Below are 18,682 nucleotides of genomic sequence, written 5' to 3'. Positions count from 1 at the left end.
GGAGCGGTGCGAAGACACGGATTTCCACTGCGGAGCAGGGTTCGGCCCCACCGGAGTCCGCCGGGAACGGCGGCGGGGCCTGCCGCCGCCGTTCCCTGGCGGGCCGTCACGCCTCGCGTGAGCCGGCGTACATCTCCTCGATGAGCGCCTTGTACTCGCGCTCCACGACCGGCCGCTTGAGCTTGAGGCTGGGCGTCAGCTCGCCGTGCTCGATGTCCAGGTCGCGCGGCAGCAGCCGGAACTTCTTGACCGTCTGCCAGCGCTGGAGGCCCTCGTTGAGGCGCTTCACATAGCCGTCGATCAACGACTCGACCTCCTTGGAGGCCACCACGTCGGCGTAGGTCCGGCCGCCCAGGCCGTTCTCCTCCGCCCAGTCGAGGATGGTCGGCTCGTCCAGGGAGATCAGCGCCGTGCAGAAGTTACGGTCCGCGCCGTGCACCAGGATGTTGGAGACGAAGGGGCACACCGCCTTGAACTGGCCCTCGACCTCGGCCGGGGCGATGTACTTGCCGCCGGACGTCTTGATCAGGTCCTTCTTGCGGTCGGTGATCCGCAGATAGCCGTCGGAGGACAGCTCACCGATGTCCCCGGTGTGGAACCAGCCGTCGGACTCCAGCACTTCGGCGGTCTTCTCCGGCTGCCCGTGGTAGCCCGCCATGATGCCGGGGCCGCGGAGCATGATCTCGCCGTCGTCGGCGATCCGGACCTCCGTACCGGGCAGCGGCTTGCCGACCGTGCCGGTGCGGTAGGCCTCGCCGGGGTTGACGAAGGAGGCGGCGCTGGACTCGGTGAGCCCGTAACCCTCCAGGATGTGGATGCCCGCTCCGGCGAAGAACAGCCCGATGTCGGGGGCCAGTGCCGCCGAGCCCGACACACAGGCGCGCAGCCGCCCGCCGAACGCCTCCCGGATCTTGGCGTACACCAGCGCGTCGGCGACCCTGTGCTTGGCGGAGAGCGCGAACGGCGCCGACGCGGAGCCGGTGTGCCGGAAGTTGTCCTGGGTGACCTGCGCGTACTCGCGTGCCACATCGGCCGCCCACTGGAAGATCTTGTACTTGGCCCCGCCACCGGCCCGTGCCTTGGCCGCGACCCCGTTGTAGACCTTCTCGAAGATCCTCGGGACCGCCGCCATGTAGGTCGGCTGGATAACCGGGAGATTCTCGATGATCTTGTCCACCCGGCCGTCGACGGCCGTCACATGGCCGGCCTCGATCTGGCCGGAGGTCAGCACCTTGCCGAAGACGTGGGCGAGCGGCAGCCAGAGGTACTGGACGTCGTCCTTGGAGATCAGTCCGGTGGAGACGATGGCCCTGGCCATGTACGACCAGTTGTCGTGCGGAAGCCGTACGCCCTTGGGCCTGCCCGTGGTGCCCGAGGTGTAGATCAGCGTGGCGAGCTGCTCTGGGGTGATGGCCTGGATCCGCTCCTTGACCGCCCCCGGGTTCTCCGCCAGGTACGCCGCTCCGCGGGCCTCCAGATCGGCGAGCGAGAGGACCCAGCCGGTCCCGTCGGCCTCACCGGGTTCGAGCCCCGCGGTGTCGATCACCACGACATGCCTCAGCTCCGGCAGCTCCGCCCGGTTTTCCCGCGCCTTGGCGAGCTGCGCCGCGTCCTCCGCGATCAGCACCCGGCTCCCGGAGTCGGCCAGGATGAACGCGGACTCCTCGGTGTTCGTCGACGGGTAGATCGTCGTGGTCGCGGCTCCCGCGCACATCACACCGAGGTCGGCCAGGATCCACTCGACGCGTGTCGACGAGGCGAGCGCTACGCGCTCCTCCGGCCGCACTCCGAGTCCGATCAGGCCGGCGGCGATGGCGTACACCCGCTCGGAGGCCTGGCCCCAGCTCAGGGACTTCCACTCGTCGGGTCCGTCACCGGAGGCCGCGGGTACCGGGAAGCGATACGCCTCGGCGTCCGGCGTCTCGGCCACCCGCTGGGTGAAAAGGGTCGCCACGGAGGGCGGCCGGCTATCGATCAAGGTCTGTGTGTCGCTCACGACGTCGTCCTCCGGGCCTGCGGGCAGCTCTGCGCGACTGGCTGGTGGCTGTTATTAAACTGGCGAGTAACTAGTGATCAGAGTAGAGCGCCGGTCTCCGCCACGTAAGGGGGGACGGGCGTGTGCTTCATAACGAACGGGCCCCCGCGCAGATGCGCGGGGGCCCGTTCGCCGGTTCTTGCGTCCCGGCTACTTCTTCTTGCTCTCGCCCGAGTCGTCGGTCGACAGCACCGAGATGAAGGCCTCCTGCGGGACCTCCACGTTGCCGACCATCTTCATGCGCTTCTTGCCTTCCTTCTGCTTCTCCAGCAGCTTCCGCTTACGGGAGATGTCACCGCCGTAGCACTTGGCGAGGACGTCCTTGCGGATGGCGCGGACGGTCTCACGGGCGATGACCCGGGCACCGATGGCGGCCTGGATCGGCACCTCGAAGTTCTGCCGCGGGATCAGCTTCTGCAGCTTGGCGACGAGGCGCACCCCGTACGCGTACGCCTTGTCCTTGTGCGTGACGGCGGAGAACGCGTCGACCTTGTCGCCGTGCAGCAGGATGTCGACCTTGACGAGTTCGGCCGCCTGCTCGCCGGTGGGCTCGTAGTCGAGCGAGGCGTAACCGCGGGTCTTCGACTTCAGCTGGTCGAAGAAGTCGAAGACGATCTCGGCGAGCGGCAGGGTGTAGCGGATCTCGACGCGGTCCTCGGAGAGGTAGTCCATGCCGAGCAGCGTGCCGCGCCGGTTCTGGCAGAGCTCCATGATCGCGCCGATGAACTCGCTGGGAGCGAGGACCGTCGCGCGGACGACCGGCTCGTGCACCTTGTCGATCTTCCCCTCGGGGAATTCGCTCGGGTTGGTGACGATGTGCTCGGCACCGTCCTCCATGTCCACGCGGTAGACCACGTTGGGCGCGGTGGCGATGAGCTCCAGATTGAACTCGCGCTCCAGCCGTTCCCGGACGACGTCCAGGTGGAGCAGGCCGAGGAAGCCGACCCGGAAGCCGAAGCCGAGCGCGGCCGATGTCTCCGGCTCGTACACCAGGGCGGCATCGTTGAGCTGGAGCTTCTCCAGGGCCTCACGGAGGTCCGGGTAGTCCGAGCCGTCCAGCGGGTACAGCCCGGAGAACACCATCGGCTTGGGGTCCTTGTAGCCGCCCAGGGCTTCGGTGGCGCCCTTGTGCATCGAGGTGATGGTGTCACCCACCTTCGACTGCCTGACGTCCTTCACGCCGGTGATGATGTAGCCGACCTCGCCGACGCCGATACCGTCGGCCGGTGTCATCTCCGGGGAGGAGACACCGATCTCCAGCAGCTCGTGGGTGGCGTTGGTGGACATCATCCGGATGCGCTCGCGCTTGTTGAGCTGGCCGTCGATGACACGGACGTACGTCACGACGCCGCGGTAGGAGTCGTAGACCGAGTCGAAGATCATCGCGCGGGCCGGTGCGTCGGCCTGGCCCACGGGCGCGGGCACGTCCTTGACGACCCGGTCGAGGAGCACGTCCACTCCGACACCGGTCTTCGCCGAGACCTTGAGCACGTCCTCGGGCTGGCAGCCGATGAGGTTCGCCAGTTCCTCGGAGAACTTCTCGGGCTGCGCGGCGGGCAGGTCGATCTTGTTGAGGACCGGAACGATCGTGAGGTCGTTCTCCATCGCCAGATAGAGGTTGGCGAGGGTCTGCGCCTCGATGCCCTGGGCCGCGTCGACCAGCAGGATCGTGCCCTCGCAGGCGGCGAGGGAACGGGAGACCTCGTAGGTGAAGTCCACGTGACCAGGGGTGTCGATCATGTTCAGGACGTGGGTGGTGCCCAGGTCCGGGCCCGTGATGGGCGCCCAGGGCAGCCGTACCGCCTGGGACTTGATCGTGATGCCGCGCTCGCGCTCGATGTCCATACGGTCGAGGTACTGAGCGCGCATCTGCCGCTGGTCGACCACACCGGTCAGCTGGAGCATCCGGTCGGCAAGGGTCGACTTGCCGTGGTCGATGTGCGCGATGATGCAGAAATTGCGGATCAGCGCCGGGTCGGTACGGCTCGGCTCGGGCACGTTGGTAGGAGTCGCGGGCACGCAGGGTCCTGATTCTTGAGACGCCGGGCGTCTCGTCTCGGGCGATGGCGGATCGATACGTAGGCACCATGGTCCCACGGCTGTGGGGCCGATCCCGTTTTGGGCCGGTGGACGGCCGGCTGGTACCGTGGTCAGCTGTGCCTCCTGGGCCTTCCGGATGAACGCTCCACATGGTTCCTGACGGTCGGCGCGGGGCGCTCATCGAAATTTCGAATTCATCGAACCTGAAAAGGCTCTTTCGTGGCGAACATCAAGTCCCAGATCAAGCGGAACAAGACCAACGAGAAGGCGCGCCTGCGCAACAAGGCCGTCAAGTCGTCGCTCAAGACCGCGATCCGCAAGTCCCGTGAGGCCGCTGCCGCGGGCGACGTCGAGAAGGCCACCACGGCCGCTCGGCTGGCGTCGCAGCAGCTCGACAAGGCCGTCAGCAAGGGCGTCATCCACAAGAACTCCGCGGCCAACAAGAAGTCGGCGATCGCCAAGCGCGTTGCCGGTCTCTCCGCCTGAAGCTGACCGATCCGGTCCGGCCTTCCGGCTGACCGCTTTCGAGTGACTTCGACCGACGGGGCTCCGTCCGAGCCCCACACCGTCGTCCCGGGCCCAGCGGCCCCTCTACCGCTCCGGTACGGCACCCCGCGCCGCACACGGCCTGCGTTCGCCACGCGGGTGCGGCGCACCACAGCTTGAGCCGAGGCCCCGCCTCTGTCCTTCCCCAGGACGGAGACGGGGCCTCCGGCGTGCCGGGCCGGACCGCGTCGTCCGCGGGCGGTCCTGCCTGTGGCGGTCCTGCCTGTGGCGGTCCTGCCTGTCAGCGGCGCATCCGGGCCGCCCCGGCTACCGCCACCACCGCTCTTTCCAGCGCGTACTCCGGGTCATCGCCGCCGCCCTTGACCCCCGCGTCCGCCTCGGCGACGGCTCGCAGCGCGACCGCGACTCCGTCCGGCGTCCAGCCCCGCATCTGCTGCCGCACCCGGTCGATCTTCCACGGCGGCATGCCCAGCTCACGTGCGAGATCGGCGGGACGCCCCCCGCGGGCCGACGAGAGCTTGCCGATGGCCCGGACTCCCTGGGCCAGGGCGCTGGTGATCAGTACGGGAGCGACCCCGGTCGACAGCGACCAGCGCAGCGCCTCCAGCGCGTCCGCCGCGCGCCCCTCGACGGCCCGGTCGGCGATCGTGAAGCTGGAGGCCTCCGCGCGCCCTGTGTAGTAGCGCCCGACGACCGCCTCGTCGATCGTCCCCTCGACGTCAGCGACGAGCTGCGAGGCGGCGCTCGCGAGCTCCCGCAGATCGCTGCCGATGGAGTCGACCAGCGCCTGGCACGCCTCGGGGGTCGCGGAACGGCCCAGGGCCCGGAACTCCGACCGAACGAAGGAGAGCCGCTCGGCAGGCTTGGTCGTCTTCGGGCAGGCAATCTCGCGTGCGCCGGCCTTGCGGGCGGCGTCCAGCAGCCCTTTGCCCTTCACGCCGCCGGCGTGGAGGAGCACCAGAGTGATCTCCTCGGCCGGGGCTCCCAGGTAATTCTTGACGTCCTTGATCGTGTCGGCGGAGAGGTCCTGCGCGTTCCGCACGACGACGACCTTGCGCTCCGCGAAGAGCGAGGGGCTGGTCAGCTCGGCGAGGGTGCCCGGCTGGAGCTGGTCGGACGTGAGATCACGGACATCGGTGTCGGCATCGGCCGCGCGGGCGGCCGCGACCACCTGCTGAACGGCACGGTCGAGCAGCAGGTCCTCCTGTCCCACAGCGAGGGTGAGGGGTACCAGCGGGTTGTCGGTGGAGCTCTGCTGACTCTGTTTCCGGATCATCGCGGTCCAGCATCCCACGCGGCACCGACAGCGCCCCGGCGATCACGTCGGCTGCCCTGGTGATCCGGAGCCCGGGACACCGTCCGGCACCCCGCTGCCCCGCTTGCCCCACTGCCCCGCCGCCCCGCCGCCCCGGCGCAGATGCGGTCCGAGCGGCCCGTGCGGCCCGTGCAGTCCGTACGGCGATCCGTGCAGCCCGTGCAGCTCGTACGGCGGTCCGTGCAGCCCCGTGCTGTCCGTGCGTGCCGGAGAATGGACCGGTGAGCGATGTGAGACATGTACTGGTGCTGCCCGACCGCGACACAGCCGACGAGGTGGCCGGGGAGGTCACCGAGCGCTTCGGAGTGGTCCAGGAGCCCCAGCTCGTCCGTGACGCGCTGGCGGGCGAGGACGACGCCGAGGACGCACAGTGGCTGGTCGTCGTCGAGGACCCGGAGGCCCGGCTGGATCCGGTGGCCCTGGACGCGTTCGCCGCGGAGTACGAGGGGTGGCTGGAGGCGCCCTGAGCCGTCCCCCGGTATCGACCGGTGCCGTCCGGCCGGTGTCCCTCGGACCGGTGTCCAGTGGGACCGGTGTCCAGTCGGTCGGTGTCCAGTGGGACCGGTGTCCAGTCGGTCGGTGTCCAGTCGGCCGGCGTCCAGTCGGCCGACGAGGGCGCGTCCCCGACCGCCTCGTTCAGACGGCCTTCTTCACGATCTGGACGTCCAGGTCGATGGTGATGCTGTTGCCGACCACGGCGATGCCACGGGCCAGCATGGTCTGCCAGCTGACGGTGAAGTCGTCCCGGTGCAGTTCGGTGGTGGCGCGGCAGGCCGCACGCACCTCCCCCTCCATACCATTGCCGATGCCGAGGTACTGCGTGTCGAGCGTGACCGTACGGCTGACGCCGTGCAGGGTGAGCGCGCCGGTCACCCCCCAGCGGCTGCCGCCGCGGTGCACGAAGCGCTCGCTGTAGAACTCGAGCGTCGGGAAGTGCGCCACATCGAGGAAGTCTCCCGAGCGCAGGTGGTCGTCCCGCATCCGGACGTTGGTGTCGATGGACGCCGCGTCGATGATGACGTGCATCGCGGACTGCTCCATGTGCTCCGCGATCCTGACCGCACCCGCGAAGGTGTTGAAACGTCCGTGGATGCGGGCCATCCCGATGTGGCGGGCGGTGAAGCTGATCTGCGAGTGCATCGGCTCGATCTCCCACTCGCCCGGCTCCGGCAGCGAGGGAGGCTGGGTGACCTGGAGTGTGACGTCGCCCAGCCCGGAGTGGCCGCCCTCGGTCACGGTGGCGCTGCCGTGGAAGGGGGTGAAGCCCTCGGCGGTGACGGCCAGCCGGTACTCACCCGGGGGCACGGTGGCGAATATGGAACCGTACGGATCGGTCTCGCCGCCGACGGTTCTGCGGCCCATGGCGTCCGTGAGTACGAACTCCGCCTGCTGGACAGGCTCGTTGACGGGGTCGAGCACCCGGCAACTGAGCACACCCGCGTGAGCCGGCACCGTCAGCCCGCCCAGGGGGCCGCCACTTCGACCTGCGCCGGCCTGTGACCGGTTACCAAACCAACGGCTGAACACTTCTGCAGAACCCCCGCGCATCGGGTCGACCTTCGGTCGCACGCACGGGAGGACGTCATTGTCGGGGCGGCGACCCGCTGACGAATATGCATTCGATCACTGTTGGGCCGGTCTGGGCAAACGGCGCTGGTCGTACGGGTTGGCGGGCAGCTGTCACGAGTTGTACTTACTCAGAAGTAATGTCCGTGTCCAACAGAACCCGGCCCAACTCCAGCCCGCAGTGGTCAAGGTGGGACGCCAGGCTCAACGCGCCGCTGCACAGTGACTGCTCGTACCCGCTCACGCCGCACCGCAGTGGACGACATGTTGCCGGTGAACGTGATCCTGCCGTTGCCGCCGGGCCCTGATCCGACGGACGAGCGGGTGACTGAACGGTGGCGCGAGAGGCGGGCGAGGTGCGGTGGCGCCGCCCCCTCCCCCGAAGTCGGCCGGACCGCACGGGCGTTCCTCCACCTGCCACTGCTGTCGCCGGGCCGCACGACGTCCGGGCCGCCGCCCACCGTCCGCCGTCCGCCGTGCAACAGATACGGAAGGCACCACCGGGCCCTCGCGGGCCACCACTTCAGCCGGCGAGTCGGGCACCGGAGTGGTGCCCCGTTACCCACGGGCCGAGGTGTCGGAGGACTCCGTGTCAGCGCGGAGTGAGCACGCAGAACTCATTGCCCTCCGGATCGGCCATGACCGTCCACGGCACATCGCCCTGGCCCACGTCGGCCCGGTTCGCACCGAGAGCCTGAAGTCGCGTGACCAAATCCGCCTGATGAGCCTCAGACGTGGTGGCAAGGTCGATGTGCAGACGGTTCTTGACCGTCTTGGGTTCCGGGACGCGAAGGACGTCGATACGGATGGCGACAGGGTCGGGATGGACAAGGCCCACAGGTTCGACGGTGGTCACGCCGGGCCCCTCGCCGACAGCACTCCAGCCGAACACCTCAGCCCAGAACGCGCCGAGCGCGGAATCGTCCCGGGCATTCATAGCGATGTGAGCAAGCCGTGTCGTCATGCCGCCGACCCTATGTAAACCGCCTCCATCACACGGCCTTCATCACACCGCCTCCATCACACGGCCTGCATCGACGAACCGACATTCCGTCACCCGTCGTCCGACACCCGTCACCCGTCACCCGTCACCCGTCACCCGTCACCCGTCACCCGTCACCCGTCAGGATCATGTCCTGCCGAAGCAGGCGGGCCACCGCCACCCTGCCCGCCTGCGGGCGCGGGTCAGTGCCCCACCGGTATCGCCCGCAGCGCCGGCCCGGCGCCCGTCACCGCGATGGAACCGTCCTTGTCCGTGCGCAGCACCGTGGCACCGCCCGCTCTGAGCGACGCGACCGTGCGCGGCGCCGGGTGGCCGTACGGGTTGTCCTCGCCGCAGGAGATCAGGGCAAGCCGGGGGCGCAGCGCGCGGAGCAGCGCCGGGTCCTGGTAGGCCGAGCCGTGATGGGCCACCTTGAGTACATCCACCGGCGGGAGAGCCGGATAGGTCCGCAACAGTGCCTGCTGGGCGGGTGGTTCGAGGTCGCCCGGCAGCAGCAGGGTCAGACCCGCCGCGTGGACGAGGAGCGTGACGCTGGCGTCGTTCGGCCCGTCGGCGACGGACGCGGATGCTGCGGGCGGCCAAAGGACCTGCCAGCTGAGCGGTCCGATACGGCGCTGCTCCCCCGGCCCCGCCCGGACGACGGGGATACGCGCGGCCGCTGCCTCTCGCACCACGGCCGCTCGCTGGTCGGGCGGGTCCTGGAGGTCCGTCGTCTCGATCGTGCCTACCGTCCGGCCGCGCAGCACGCCGGGCAGGCCGGCCACGTGGTCGGCGTGGTAGTGGGTGAGCAGGAGCAGCGGGACCCGGGTCACACCGAGGGCCCGGAGGCAGTGGTCGACCAGGCGGGGGTCGGGTCCGGTGTCGATGACGACGGCAGCCCCCTCGCCGGCCGCGAGCACCGTCGCATCGCCCTGCCCCACGTCGCACATCGCGTATTTCCACCCGGGCGGCGGCCAGCCCGTCACGACCCGGGTGAGTGGTGCGGGCCGGACGACCGCGAGCAGCAGCAGGAGGATGCAGGCCGCGCAGACCCAGGGGCGACGGCGCACTCGGCGGGCGGCCGCCACCAGGGCGAGCGTGACCGCTGCGAGCAGCACTGCTCCCACCGGGCCGCCCGGCCAGTCGATCTCCGCGCCGGGCAGCGCGGCGCCGGTCCGGGCCACTGCGGCGATCCAGCCTGCCGGCCACCCGGCGCAGTGCGCCAGTACGGCGGCAGCCGCGCTCCACAGCGGAGCCACCCCGAGAGCCGCGAAACCCAGAACCGTCGCAGGTCCGACCGCGAGCTCGGCAAGGAGATTGCAGGGGACGGCGACCAGCCCCACGCGGGAGGCCAGCAGGACGATCACAGGCGCGCACACCGCCTGCGCGGCGGCAGCTGCCGCCACCACCTCGGCGAGCCTCGGTGTCATGCCGCGCCGCCGCAGTGCGTCGCTCCAGCGCGGACCGAGCGTGAGGAGGGCTCCCGTGGCGAGGACCGAGAGCAGGAAGCCGTAACTCCGGGCCAGCCACGGGTCGTACAGGACCAGCAGCAGTACCGCGGCAGCCAGGGCCGGGATCAGTGACCTGCGCCGGCCCGTGGCGATCGCGAGGAGCGTGACGAGCCCGCAGGCGGCGGCGCGCAGGACACTGGGCTCCGGCCTGCACACGATCACGAAGCCCAGCGTGAGGGCGCCACCGAGCGCGGCCGTCGTCCGCAGCGGGATTCCGAGCCGCGGCGCGAGGCCGCCCCGCTCCGCGCGGAGTGCGGTGCCCGGCGAACCGATCAGAAGGGCGAGGACAAGGGTGAGGTTGCTGCCCGATACAGCCAGCAGATGGGTGAGGTCGGTTGTCCTGAAAGCATCGGTCAGATCGGGCGGGACCCGTGAGGTGTCTCCCACCACCAGCCCGGGGAGCAGTGCCCGTGCGTCCGGGGCGAGCCCTTCGCTTGCTTCGCGCAGTCCGGCGCGCAGGTGCCCGGCGAGACGCTGGACGGACGTCGGCGCGCCGATGATCCGCGGGGGCCCGCCGCCGTCCGCGCTGAGCGCGGCAGCGATGCGATCGTCGCCGGGCAGCGGCGGCTCCGTGCGGGCGCTCAGCCGCAGCCGGGTGGTCGGCAGCAGCCGTTGCCAACCGGCCGAGTGGGCGATCACCAGGACGGGCGTGCGGATGGTTGATGTGGTTCCGTCCGGGCCCCGTACCCGGGTCACTTCTGCGTCGAGGACGACGGATGCGCGGGTCGCGTGGTCGCCACGGATCCGGGGGCGCGTCGGGCGGGGGTCGGAGGTGACGGTCAGCTCCACCGTGACCCGGGCCGACTGACGTGCCAGTGCGGGCAGGGGCCCGCGCCGGACATCAGCGCCGTGCAGCCCGCCGGACGCCGTGCCCGCGGCGGCGCACAGCAGCGCGGTGACCACCGCCGTCGTGTTGAGCCGGCCTCCCGGCCGGGTGACTCCCCGTGGGACGGCGCCGCGCCCCAGCACCGCCACCACCGCCGCTGTACCGGCGCAGAGCACCGTGAAACAGAACGCCCACCGCCCTGAGGCCGCCACGGAAAGGGCGGCCGCGGCCCACGCTGCCAGAGCGGGCGCCACCAGCCGCAGGTCGGCAGGGCCTTCCTGCCGTGGATCGGCCGCGCCGAGCCGGTGGCCCGACGCCGCGTGAACTGCCGCGCGTGTCATGGCCGTACGAGGGGTTGCAGGTCGGAGAAGCGCCGGTCGCCGATGCCGGTGACCTGCCGGAGTTCGTCGACGGAGGCGAACCCACCGTGCTCCGAGCGGTAGTCGACGATGTGCTGGGCCAGTACCGGGCCGACACCGGGCAGTGTGTCCAGCTGGTCCACAGTGGCGCTGCTGAGGCTGACCGGCCCCGCTGCGGCCCCCGTAGCGGCAGCGGGGCCGCCGGTGCCTCCCCCGGTGCCGACGCCGTGCGTTGCCGTCGTTGCCGTCGCCACCGGGGCGCCGACGATCACCTGTTCGCCGTCCGTGAGTACACGGGCCCGGTTGAGGTCCTCGGTGTCCACCCCGTCCTCGGCCCCTCCCGCCGCTCGCAGCGCGTCGGCAACCCGCGATCCGGCGGGCAGCCGCTGGATGCCGGGCCGCCGGACCTTGCCGCTCACATCGACGACGATCCGGGCGGCGGGCGCCCCGGACGGCGCGGGTCCCGATCCCCCGGACGCCAGGAATCCCGGGGACGGGCGAGACCCGGACGGCGCCTGCCCGGCGGCAGCGGTCCGTGATCCGGTGGTGGGCAGCCCCGCGCTGACCACGGCTGGCGCCCGGACGGGCTGCGGACGCCCGGCCCAGAAGTGCTGGACTGCGAGGGCCGCGGCCACGGCGAGCACGACGGCCAGAGCGGCCAGGGTCCTGGGCGCCAGCCCGCAGCGTGCCTGGATCCACAGTGGCAGGCGCTCCCGAAGGGCCTCAGCAGTCCGGGCGACAGCCGCGCCCGTACGCCCGGACACCGGTGCGCCACCACCCGGCAGGCCCCGATCACCCGGCAGGCCCGGCGCAACTGCCGCGCCTGCCCCGCCGGTCGTACCCACACCGGTGACTTCGCCGACGCGGCCCCCGGAACCTGTGCCCGAGCCACCGCGCGTGCCTCCGCCGGCACCAGCGCCCCCGCTCCCGGCCGCCCTCCGCTCCGGGGACGGCGCCCTCTTACGCGGGGCACGCGGCGCAGGGCGCACGGCCGGGACGGCTGCCGGGACCGAGCCATCCGCCGCGACCGCCCGTGCCGCATCGGCCACCGCGGCCGGGGCGCCCGCTCCATCAGGGGTCACGACACCCGTCGCGGCGACCGGAGCCGGCTCGTCCCCCGGGCTCCTCAAACCCGCCGCAGCCACCGAGCGACGCTGGAAGAGCGCCTCGGCCCGCAGACGCGGAGCCTCGTCGGACCCCGTCGGCGCCCGCCGGTGACGCATGCGCCGGATACGGCGGCGCGGGCCGGTGTGGCGGATACGGCCGTCCGATGCGGGAGCCCGGCCGGGACCGCTGGTCGCGGAACGTGACGTGAGCGTGCGGGAAGTCATGCCACGAGACAGTAGGGAAGTCGGCACAACCCTGCTGATCAAGGTCAATTACGGTGGAAACACCGGAACTTGTGGATAACACCGCCACCCGAACGAGTGCCTCCGGCATTTCAGCGGGGCGAGACCACGACCGCGAGCAAACCGGGCCCCGTATGCGCGCCGATGACCGCACCGACCTCACTGACGTGAAGATCCATCAGGCCGGGCACACGTTCCCGCAGCCGATCGGCGAGCGCGGCCGCGCGCTCGGGCGCCGCCAGATGGTGCACGGCGATGTCCACCTGGCGCGCTCCCGCCCGGTCGGCGGCGAGCTCCTCCAGCCGGGCGATCGCCTTGGACGCCGTGCGCACCTTCTCCAGCATCTCGATGCGGCCGCCGTCGAGTTCCAGCAGGGGCTTCACCGCGAGGGCCGAGCCGAGCAGTGCCTGGGCCGCACCGATCCGGCCGCCCCGCCGCAGATAGTCCAGCGTGTCGACGTAGAAGTACGCGGACATCCCTCCGGCGCATTTCTCCGCGGCCGCCACCGCGTCGTCCAGCGTGCCACCCGTCTCCGCCGTTCCGGCCGCTGACAGGGCGCAGAACCCGAGGGCCATCGCGACCATGCCGGTGTCGACCACGCGGACGGGCACGGGCGCGTCCCGCGCCGCCACGACGGCGGCGTCGTACGTGCCGGAGAACTCCGACGACAGATGGAGCGAGACGATTCCGCTCGCCCCGGCTTCGGCGGCCGCCCGGTAGGTGGCAGCGAACACCTCGGGGCCAGGTCGGGACGTGGTCACCGAACGCCGCTTCTGCAGGGCCAGCGCCAGCGCGCGGGCCGAGGTCTCCGTACCGTCCTCCAGGGCGCGGTCGCCGAGGACGACGGTCAGCGGCACCGCGGTGATGCCGTGCCGCGCCAACGTCTGCTGCGGCAGGTAGGCCGTGGAATCGGTGACGATCGCGACATGGCGGGACATGAGCCGGAGATTACCCGCAGAGGCGGCGGCCCGGCAGTGCGGCCCCTCGCCGACGTGACCGGCGGCGCTCCGTCCTCGCCCGTCACGGAGGGCTCGACGGACACTCAGGTGGTGCTGTCGGGCCGGGCGGTCTTCTCCCACGGGTAGCGCTGCCGCTGCTTCGGGTCCCGTGCGGTGATCGCCTCGGGGCCGGCCACGGTCTCGTCGTCGGCCGGCGGCCAGGACTGCGCCGCACCGGCCGCGCCGCCGGGCGAGGGCCACGACTGCGCCTGCGGCGACGCCCCGGTCCCCGGACCGGTTGCGTGCCCCTGGGGACGCCCGTCAGCGGCACGCGTGCCCCCCTGGTCATGCAGGGTCCCGGCAGCCCGTCCCCCCGGCTCCCGCTCGCTGCCGTCCGCCGTCGTCCAGTGCCGCAGTGCCCCGGCCTCGACATCGATCTGCTCGTTCAGCGCGATCAGGTCGTCGTCCGCGAACCTCCGTGCCCGGTCCCTGGCGGCCCACCGCAGCGCGTCCGCGGAGTGCGTGATCTGCTCCGTGCGCTCCCGGAGCCCCGGCAGCCGCCGGCCGAGCCCGGCCTTGTCCGGCTCGCGCTCCAGCCGCCTCAGCTCCGCGTCCAGCTCCAGGCCGTGCGCGCTCAGCCGCTCGAAGAGCCCCAGCGTCTCGCGCAGCGACTCGTCCTCCGCCACGCCCGCGTGCAGCGCGTCCTGGGTGGCCCGCATCGACGTGCGCAGCGAGAGCCGCAGCTGTGCCAGCTCGCCCGCCGCACCCGGCTGACCGTAACTCTTCGCGCGCAGCGCGGTGTCCTCGACGGTGCGCCTGGCCTGCGAGATCGTACGGTCCACGCTCCGCCTGGCCGTCCCCACCACCTTCACGGCCGCGTACACCCCTGCGCCGATGAAGGCGAGGAACAGCAGCACCAGGATGAGAATCACGGCTTCCATGGGGCGTCCCTCGGTTGTCGGACTGAGTACCTCCACGGTAAACGGAACGGGCAGGCTGGGGGTTCCGCCGGAACCCCCAGCCTGCCCGTAGGGGAAACCCCGGGGTCTGTGGTCAAACTGCCGTCTGCGGTGCGACGCCCTCCGGGCGACGACGGCAGACCCTAGGCCGGAACGATGTTCACCAGCTTCGGCGCCCGCACGATCACCTTGCGGATCCCGGCGCCGTTCAGAGCGGCGACCACTCCCGGGTCCGACAGCGCCAGCTTCTCCAGGTCCTCGTCCGCGATCGACGGGGAGATCTCCAGGCGCGCCTTGACCTTGCCCTTGACCTGGACGACACACGTCACGGTCTCGTCCACGACGTACGCGGGGTCGGCCACCGGGAAGTCCTCGTGCACCACGGTCCCGGTGTGTCCCAGCCTGCGCCACAGCTCCTCGGCGATGTGCGGCGCCAGCGGGGCGACCAGCAGCACCAGCCGTTCGGCCACCGTGCGCGGCACGGGGCCGCCCGCCTTGGTCAGGTAGTTGTTCAGCTCAGTGACCTTGGCGATGGCGGTGTTGAACCGCAGCCCCGCCATGTCGTGGCCGACGCCGTCGATCGCCTTGTGCAGCGCGCGCAGGGTCTCCTCACCGGGCTCCGCGGTGCTGACGGTGACCTCACCGGTGTTCTCGTCGACGACGTTGCGCCACAGCCGCTGCAGCAGCCGGTACTGGCCGACCACCGCGCGGGTGTCCCACGGCCGTGACACGTCCAGCGGACCCATCGCCATCTCGTACAGGCGCAGCGTGTCCGCGCCGTACTCCGCGCAGATCTCGTCCGGGGTGACGGCGTTCTTCAGCGACTTGCCCATCTTGCCCAGGACGCGGCTGACCTGCTCGCCCTCGAACCAGAATCCGCCGTCCCGCTCCTCGACCTCGGCCGCGGGCACCGCGATGCCCCGGCTGTCCCGGTAGACGAAGGCCTGGATCATGCCCTGGTTGTACAGCTTGTGGAACGGCTCGACCGACGAGATGTGCCCCAGGTCGAACAGCACCTTGGACCAGAACCGCGCGTACAGCAGGTGCAGTACGGCGTGCTCGGCGCCGCCGACGTACAGATCCACGCCGCCGTGCGGCAGGCCCTCGCGCGGGCCCATCCAGTACTGCTCGATGGCCGGGTCGACCAGCTTCTCGCTGTTGTGCGGATCCAGGTAGCGCAGTTCGTACCAGCAGGAACCGGCCCAGTTCGGCATCGTGTTGGTCTCGCGGCGGTACTTCTTCACGCCGTCGCCCAGCCCCAGATCCAGCTCGACGTGGACCCAGTCCGCGTTGCGGGACAGCGGGGTCTCCGGTGACGTGTCGGCGTCGTCCGGGTCGAAGGTGCGCGGCGAGTAGTCGTCGACCTCGGGCAGCTCCAGCGGCAGCATCGACTCGGGCAGCGGGTGTGCGATGCCCTCCTCGTCGTAGACGATCGGGAAGGGCTCGCCCCAGTAGCGCTGGCGGCTGAACAGCCAGTCGCGCAGCCGGAAGTTGACCGTGCCCTCACCGATCCCGCGAGCGGCCAGCCACCCGGTGATCCGCTCCTTGGCCTCGACGACGCCCAGGCCGTCCAGGGAGATGCCGTCGCGGGCGGAGTTGACCAGCTTCGCGTCGTTGGAACCGAAGGCGTCGTCCCAGGTGGCGGGGTCGGTGCCGCGGTCGTCGGACGGTTCGACGACACAGCGCATCGGCAGTTCGAAGGCGCGCGCGAAGGCGAAGTCACGGCTGTCGTGTGCGGGGACGGCCATGATCGCGCCGGTGCCGTACCCCATCAGCACGTAGTCGGCGATGAAGACGGGGACCTGCTCGCCGCTGACCGGGTTCACCGCGTACGCACCGGTGAAGACGCCGGTCTTCTCCTTCGCGTCGGCCTGCCGCTCGACATCGGACTTCGACGCGGCGAAGGCGCGGTACGAGGCGACGGCCTCGGCCGGGGTCGCGTGGCCGCCGGTCCATACGTCGTGCGTGCCCTCGGGCCAGGCGTCCGGGACGATGGACTTCTCGCCGGAGACCAGCTCGTGCTCGGGCGCCAGCACCATGTAAGTCGCACCGAACAGGGTGTCCTGGCGGGTGGTGAAGACCGTGATCGGCCCGGAGCCGCCGCCGACCGCGAAGTCGACGCGCGCGCCCTCGGAGCGGCCGATCCAGTTCCGCTGCTGCAGCTTGATCGCTTCGGGCCAGTCCAGTCCGTCCAGGTCGGACAGCAGCCGGTCCGCGTACGCCGTGATGCGCATGTTCCACTGGCGCAGCTTCGCCTTGAAGACGGGGAAGTTGCCGCGCTCCGAGCGGCCGTCGGCGGTCACTTCCTCGTTCGCCAGGACCGTGCCCAGACCCGGGCACCAGTTGACGGGGGCGTCCGACGCGTACGCCAGGCGGTACTCGCTCAGCAGGTCGGCGCGGTCCACGGCGCTCAGCGCGCTCCACACACGGCCGCCGGGGACCGGGCGCTCACCACTCTCGAACTGGGCGGCCAGTTCAGCGATCGGCCGGGCCTTCTGCGCGTCCTGGTCGTACCAGGAGTTGAAGATCTGCAGGAAGATCCACTGGGTCCACTTGTAGTACTCGGGGTCGATCGTCGCGAACGACCTGCGCTTGTCGTGGCCCAGGCCCAGCCTGCGCAGCTGGCTCCTCATGTTCTCCATGTTGGCCTCGGTGGAGGCCCGCGGATGGGTGCCGGTCTGGACGGCGAACTGCTCGGCCGGCAGACCGAAGGCGTCGAAGCCCAGGGTGTGCAGGACGTTGTGGCCCGTCATGCGCTGGTGCCTGGCGTAGACGTCCGTGGCGATGTAGCCCAGCGGGTGACCGACGTGCAGACCGGTGCCCGAGGGGTACGGGAACATGTCCATGACGAACTTCTTGGGCCTGGCGGCCAGCACCGGATCGCCCGCCAGGTCGCCGGTGGGGTTCGGTGCGTCGTACGTGCCGTCGGCGTCCCAGAAGTCCTGCCAGCGTGCCTCGATGTCAGCGGCCATGGCAGCCGTGTAACGGTGCGCTGCGGTCACATCGGAGGGGGCTCCTCCCGCGCTTTCGGCAGCGGGGGAAGAATTCGTCTCGGTCATGGTCCTCAAAGCTCCATCGGTCGTCTCTGCCCGCGATCCTCATGGCTGTGGCGCCAGGGGCACCAAACGAAAAAGCCCCTCGCACAGGAGGGGGCGCCGCGCTGATGCCGACCGGGACACTTCATCGGTCGGGACTGATCAGCGCGGCTCACTAAGCAGAAGGCGTACGGCACGCATGGCGTCAGGGTACCGCAGGCACCGCACGGGCCGTCCCGGCGCCCGGCCACCGGGACGGTCGCGCCGACACGCAGAAGCGGGCCATCCGATTCGGATGACCCGCTTCTGCGTATCCCACTGTGGAGCTAAGGAGAATTGAACTCCTGACCTCCTGCATGCCATGCAGGCGCTCTACCAACTGAGCTATAGCCCCGTACTGTCCGCCGTTTCGCGGGGTCGCCCCCTCGGCTCCGCCAACATTACCGGTCCCCCGTTGCTCCGCCAAATCCGTTCCGCGGTCAGGCGGTGGCGAAGGAGTAGAACCGTTTGAGCGTGCAGTGCTCCTCCAGGAGCCGTCCGTAGATCGGCTCCCCCTCCAGCTCTCGGTAGGTCTCGATCGGGTCGCCCTTTATGATCAGCGCCCGCGCGCACTCCTCGCACCAGTACTGGTAGTCGGCGTTGATCGGGTCCATGTCCCTGACGATCGGCGTACCACTGCCGCACCAGTCGCATTTCCTCCTGTGTGCACCCATCAGTCAGCTCCAACTGTGGCCGCAGGCCGGGCACATGTACGAGATGCCGCCGCTGTCGCCGGGCATCCGGGCGACGTGGGCGGATCCGCGGGACGGACAGGGGCGGCGAGCCGGACGGACAGGCCGTGCAGGGCAGTTGGGCGGGGTGCCGTGACGGGGGCGGGCGCGGGCCGTCGCCCCGCCGGCCAGGGCGTGGACGCGATCGAGCATGCTCGCGGGCATCGCGCTCTCCCCTCCCTACGGGCCGTCGTCCCTCCGGCGGTCCGATTCTGCCATGGCCCCGCAAGAGGGGCAGCGGCGTCGGGGGACGCGCGGACGGAGACCGGGGCAGGCGGACGAAAAATCCCGCCCCCTGATGGGGACGGGATTTGTCCGGCTTTCGACTGTGGAGCTAAGGAGAATTGAACTCCTGACCTCCTGCATGCCATGCAGGCGCTCTACCAACTGAGCTATAGCCCCGCTGTTCGCTTCGCTCGCTGCATTCTCTGCGTCCTGCGGCGCGAACAAGAAGAACTTTAGCCTGCGACCAGCCGGAAAGTGAAATCCG

General features: G+C 70.7%; 12 protein-coding genes, 2 tRNA genes and 1 pseudogene. 2 read left to right on the top strand and 13 right to left on the bottom strand.

Annotated features, from left to right (window positions below):
• Positions 1–106: 106 nt before the first annotated feature.
• Positions 107–1,996 carry an AMP-dependent synthetase/ligase gene (locus OG584_RS24210; RefSeq protein ID WP_405780858.1) on the bottom strand — a complete coding sequence of 630 codons (1,890 nt, stop codon included), beginning with the start codon at positions 1,994–1,996 and terminating at the stop codon, positions 107–109.
• A 189-nt stretch (positions 1,997–2,185) separates the two neighbouring features.
• Entirely contained in the window at positions 2,186–4,054 is a 1,869-nt protein-coding gene (lepA, locus tag OG584_RS24205; protein WP_405780856.1) for a translation elongation factor 4, read from the bottom strand.
• A gap of 240 nt (positions 4,055–4,294) precedes the next feature.
• Between lepA and rpsT the strand changes: the two genes are divergently transcribed.
• Positions 4,295–4,561: a 30S ribosomal protein S20 gene (gene rpsT, locus OG584_RS24200; RefSeq protein WP_405780854.1), complete on the top strand. Its 267-nt coding sequence runs from the start codon at positions 4,295–4,297 to the stop codon at positions 4,559–4,561.
• Between the two features lie 301 nt (positions 4,562–4,862).
• Here the strand turns inward: rpsT and holA are convergent, their stop codons facing one another.
• The gene (gene holA, locus OG584_RS24195; protein WP_405780851.1) at positions 4,863–5,858 is read right to left on the bottom strand and encodes a DNA polymerase III subunit delta; all 996 of its coding nucleotides are present in this window, start codon (positions 5,856–5,858) and stop codon (positions 4,863–4,865) included.
• 260 nt (positions 5,859–6,118) lie between these two features.
• Between holA and OG584_RS24190 the strand changes: the two genes are divergently transcribed.
• Positions 6,119–6,364: a hypothetical protein gene (locus OG584_RS24190; protein WP_405780849.1), complete on the top strand. Its 246-nt coding sequence runs from the start codon at positions 6,119–6,121 to the stop codon at positions 6,362–6,364.
• A gap of 169 nt (positions 6,365–6,533) precedes the next feature.
• Here OG584_RS24190 and OG584_RS24185 read toward each other — a convergent pair whose 3' ends face one another.
• The 10 genes and pseudogenes from OG584_RS24185 to OG584_RS24140 all read right to left on the bottom strand — a co-directional run bounded on the left by OG584_RS24185 (position 6,534) and on the right by OG584_RS24140 (position 18,594).
• Positions 6,534–7,424 (bottom strand): YceI family protein, encoded by an 891-nt coding sequence (locus tag OG584_RS24185; RefSeq protein WP_405780847.1) that lies wholly within the window; start codon positions 7,422–7,424, stop codon positions 6,534–6,536.
• 634 nt (positions 7,425–8,058) lie between these two features.
• A pseudogene (locus OG584_RS24180) lies at positions 8,059–8,427 on the bottom strand (VOC family protein); the annotation flags it as partial.
• Positions 8,428–8,648: 221 nt separating this feature from the next.
• Positions 8,649–11,123: a ComEC/Rec2 family competence protein gene (locus tag OG584_RS24175; RefSeq protein ID WP_405780845.1), complete on the bottom strand. Its 2,475-nt coding sequence runs from the start codon at positions 11,121–11,123 to the stop codon at positions 8,649–8,651.
• Positions 11,120–11,905, bottom strand: a complete 786-nt coding sequence (locus tag OG584_RS24170) for a helix-hairpin-helix domain-containing protein (RefSeq protein ID WP_405780843.1) — start codon at positions 11,903–11,905, stop codon at positions 11,120–11,122. Before OG584_RS24170 ends, OG584_RS24175 begins: the two co-directional genes overlap by 4 nt.
• Before the next feature lie 677 nt (positions 11,906–12,582).
• Positions 12,583–13,428 (bottom strand): DegV family protein, encoded by an 846-nt coding sequence (locus OG584_RS24165; RefSeq protein ID WP_405780841.1) that lies wholly within the window; start codon positions 13,426–13,428, stop codon positions 12,583–12,585.
• Between the two features lie 104 nt (positions 13,429–13,532).
• Positions 13,533–14,369, bottom strand: coding sequence for a hypothetical protein (locus tag OG584_RS24160; protein WP_405780839.1), 837 nt, complete (start codon positions 14,367–14,369; stop codon positions 13,533–13,535).
• 161 nt (positions 14,370–14,530) lie between these two features.
• Positions 14,531–17,446 carry a leucine--tRNA ligase gene (gene leuS / locus OG584_RS24155; RefSeq protein WP_405780837.1) on the bottom strand — a complete coding sequence of 972 codons (2,916 nt, stop codon included), beginning with the start codon at positions 17,444–17,446 and terminating at the stop codon, positions 14,531–14,533.
• 297 nt (positions 17,447–17,743) lie between these two features.
• A tRNA-Ala gene (locus OG584_RS24150) sits at positions 17,744–17,816 on the bottom strand.
• Between the two features lie 85 nt (positions 17,817–17,901).
• On the bottom strand, positions 17,902–18,135 hold the full coding sequence (locus tag OG584_RS24145) for a hypothetical protein (protein WP_275494237.1): 234 nt from the start codon (positions 18,133–18,135) through the stop codon (positions 17,902–17,904).
• A gap of 386 nt (positions 18,136–18,521) precedes the next feature.
• A tRNA-Ala gene (locus tag OG584_RS24140) sits at positions 18,522–18,594 on the bottom strand.
• Between the last annotated feature and the right edge of the window lie 88 nt (positions 18,595–18,682).

Source organism: Streptomyces sp. NBC_00859 (assembly GCF_045161865.1).
GTDB lineage: Bacteria > Actinomycetota > Actinomycetes > Streptomycetales > Streptomycetaceae > Streptomyces.
The sequence above is the reverse complement of the archived record's forward strand: the minus strand, read 5'-3'. Positions and strand labels throughout refer to the sequence as shown.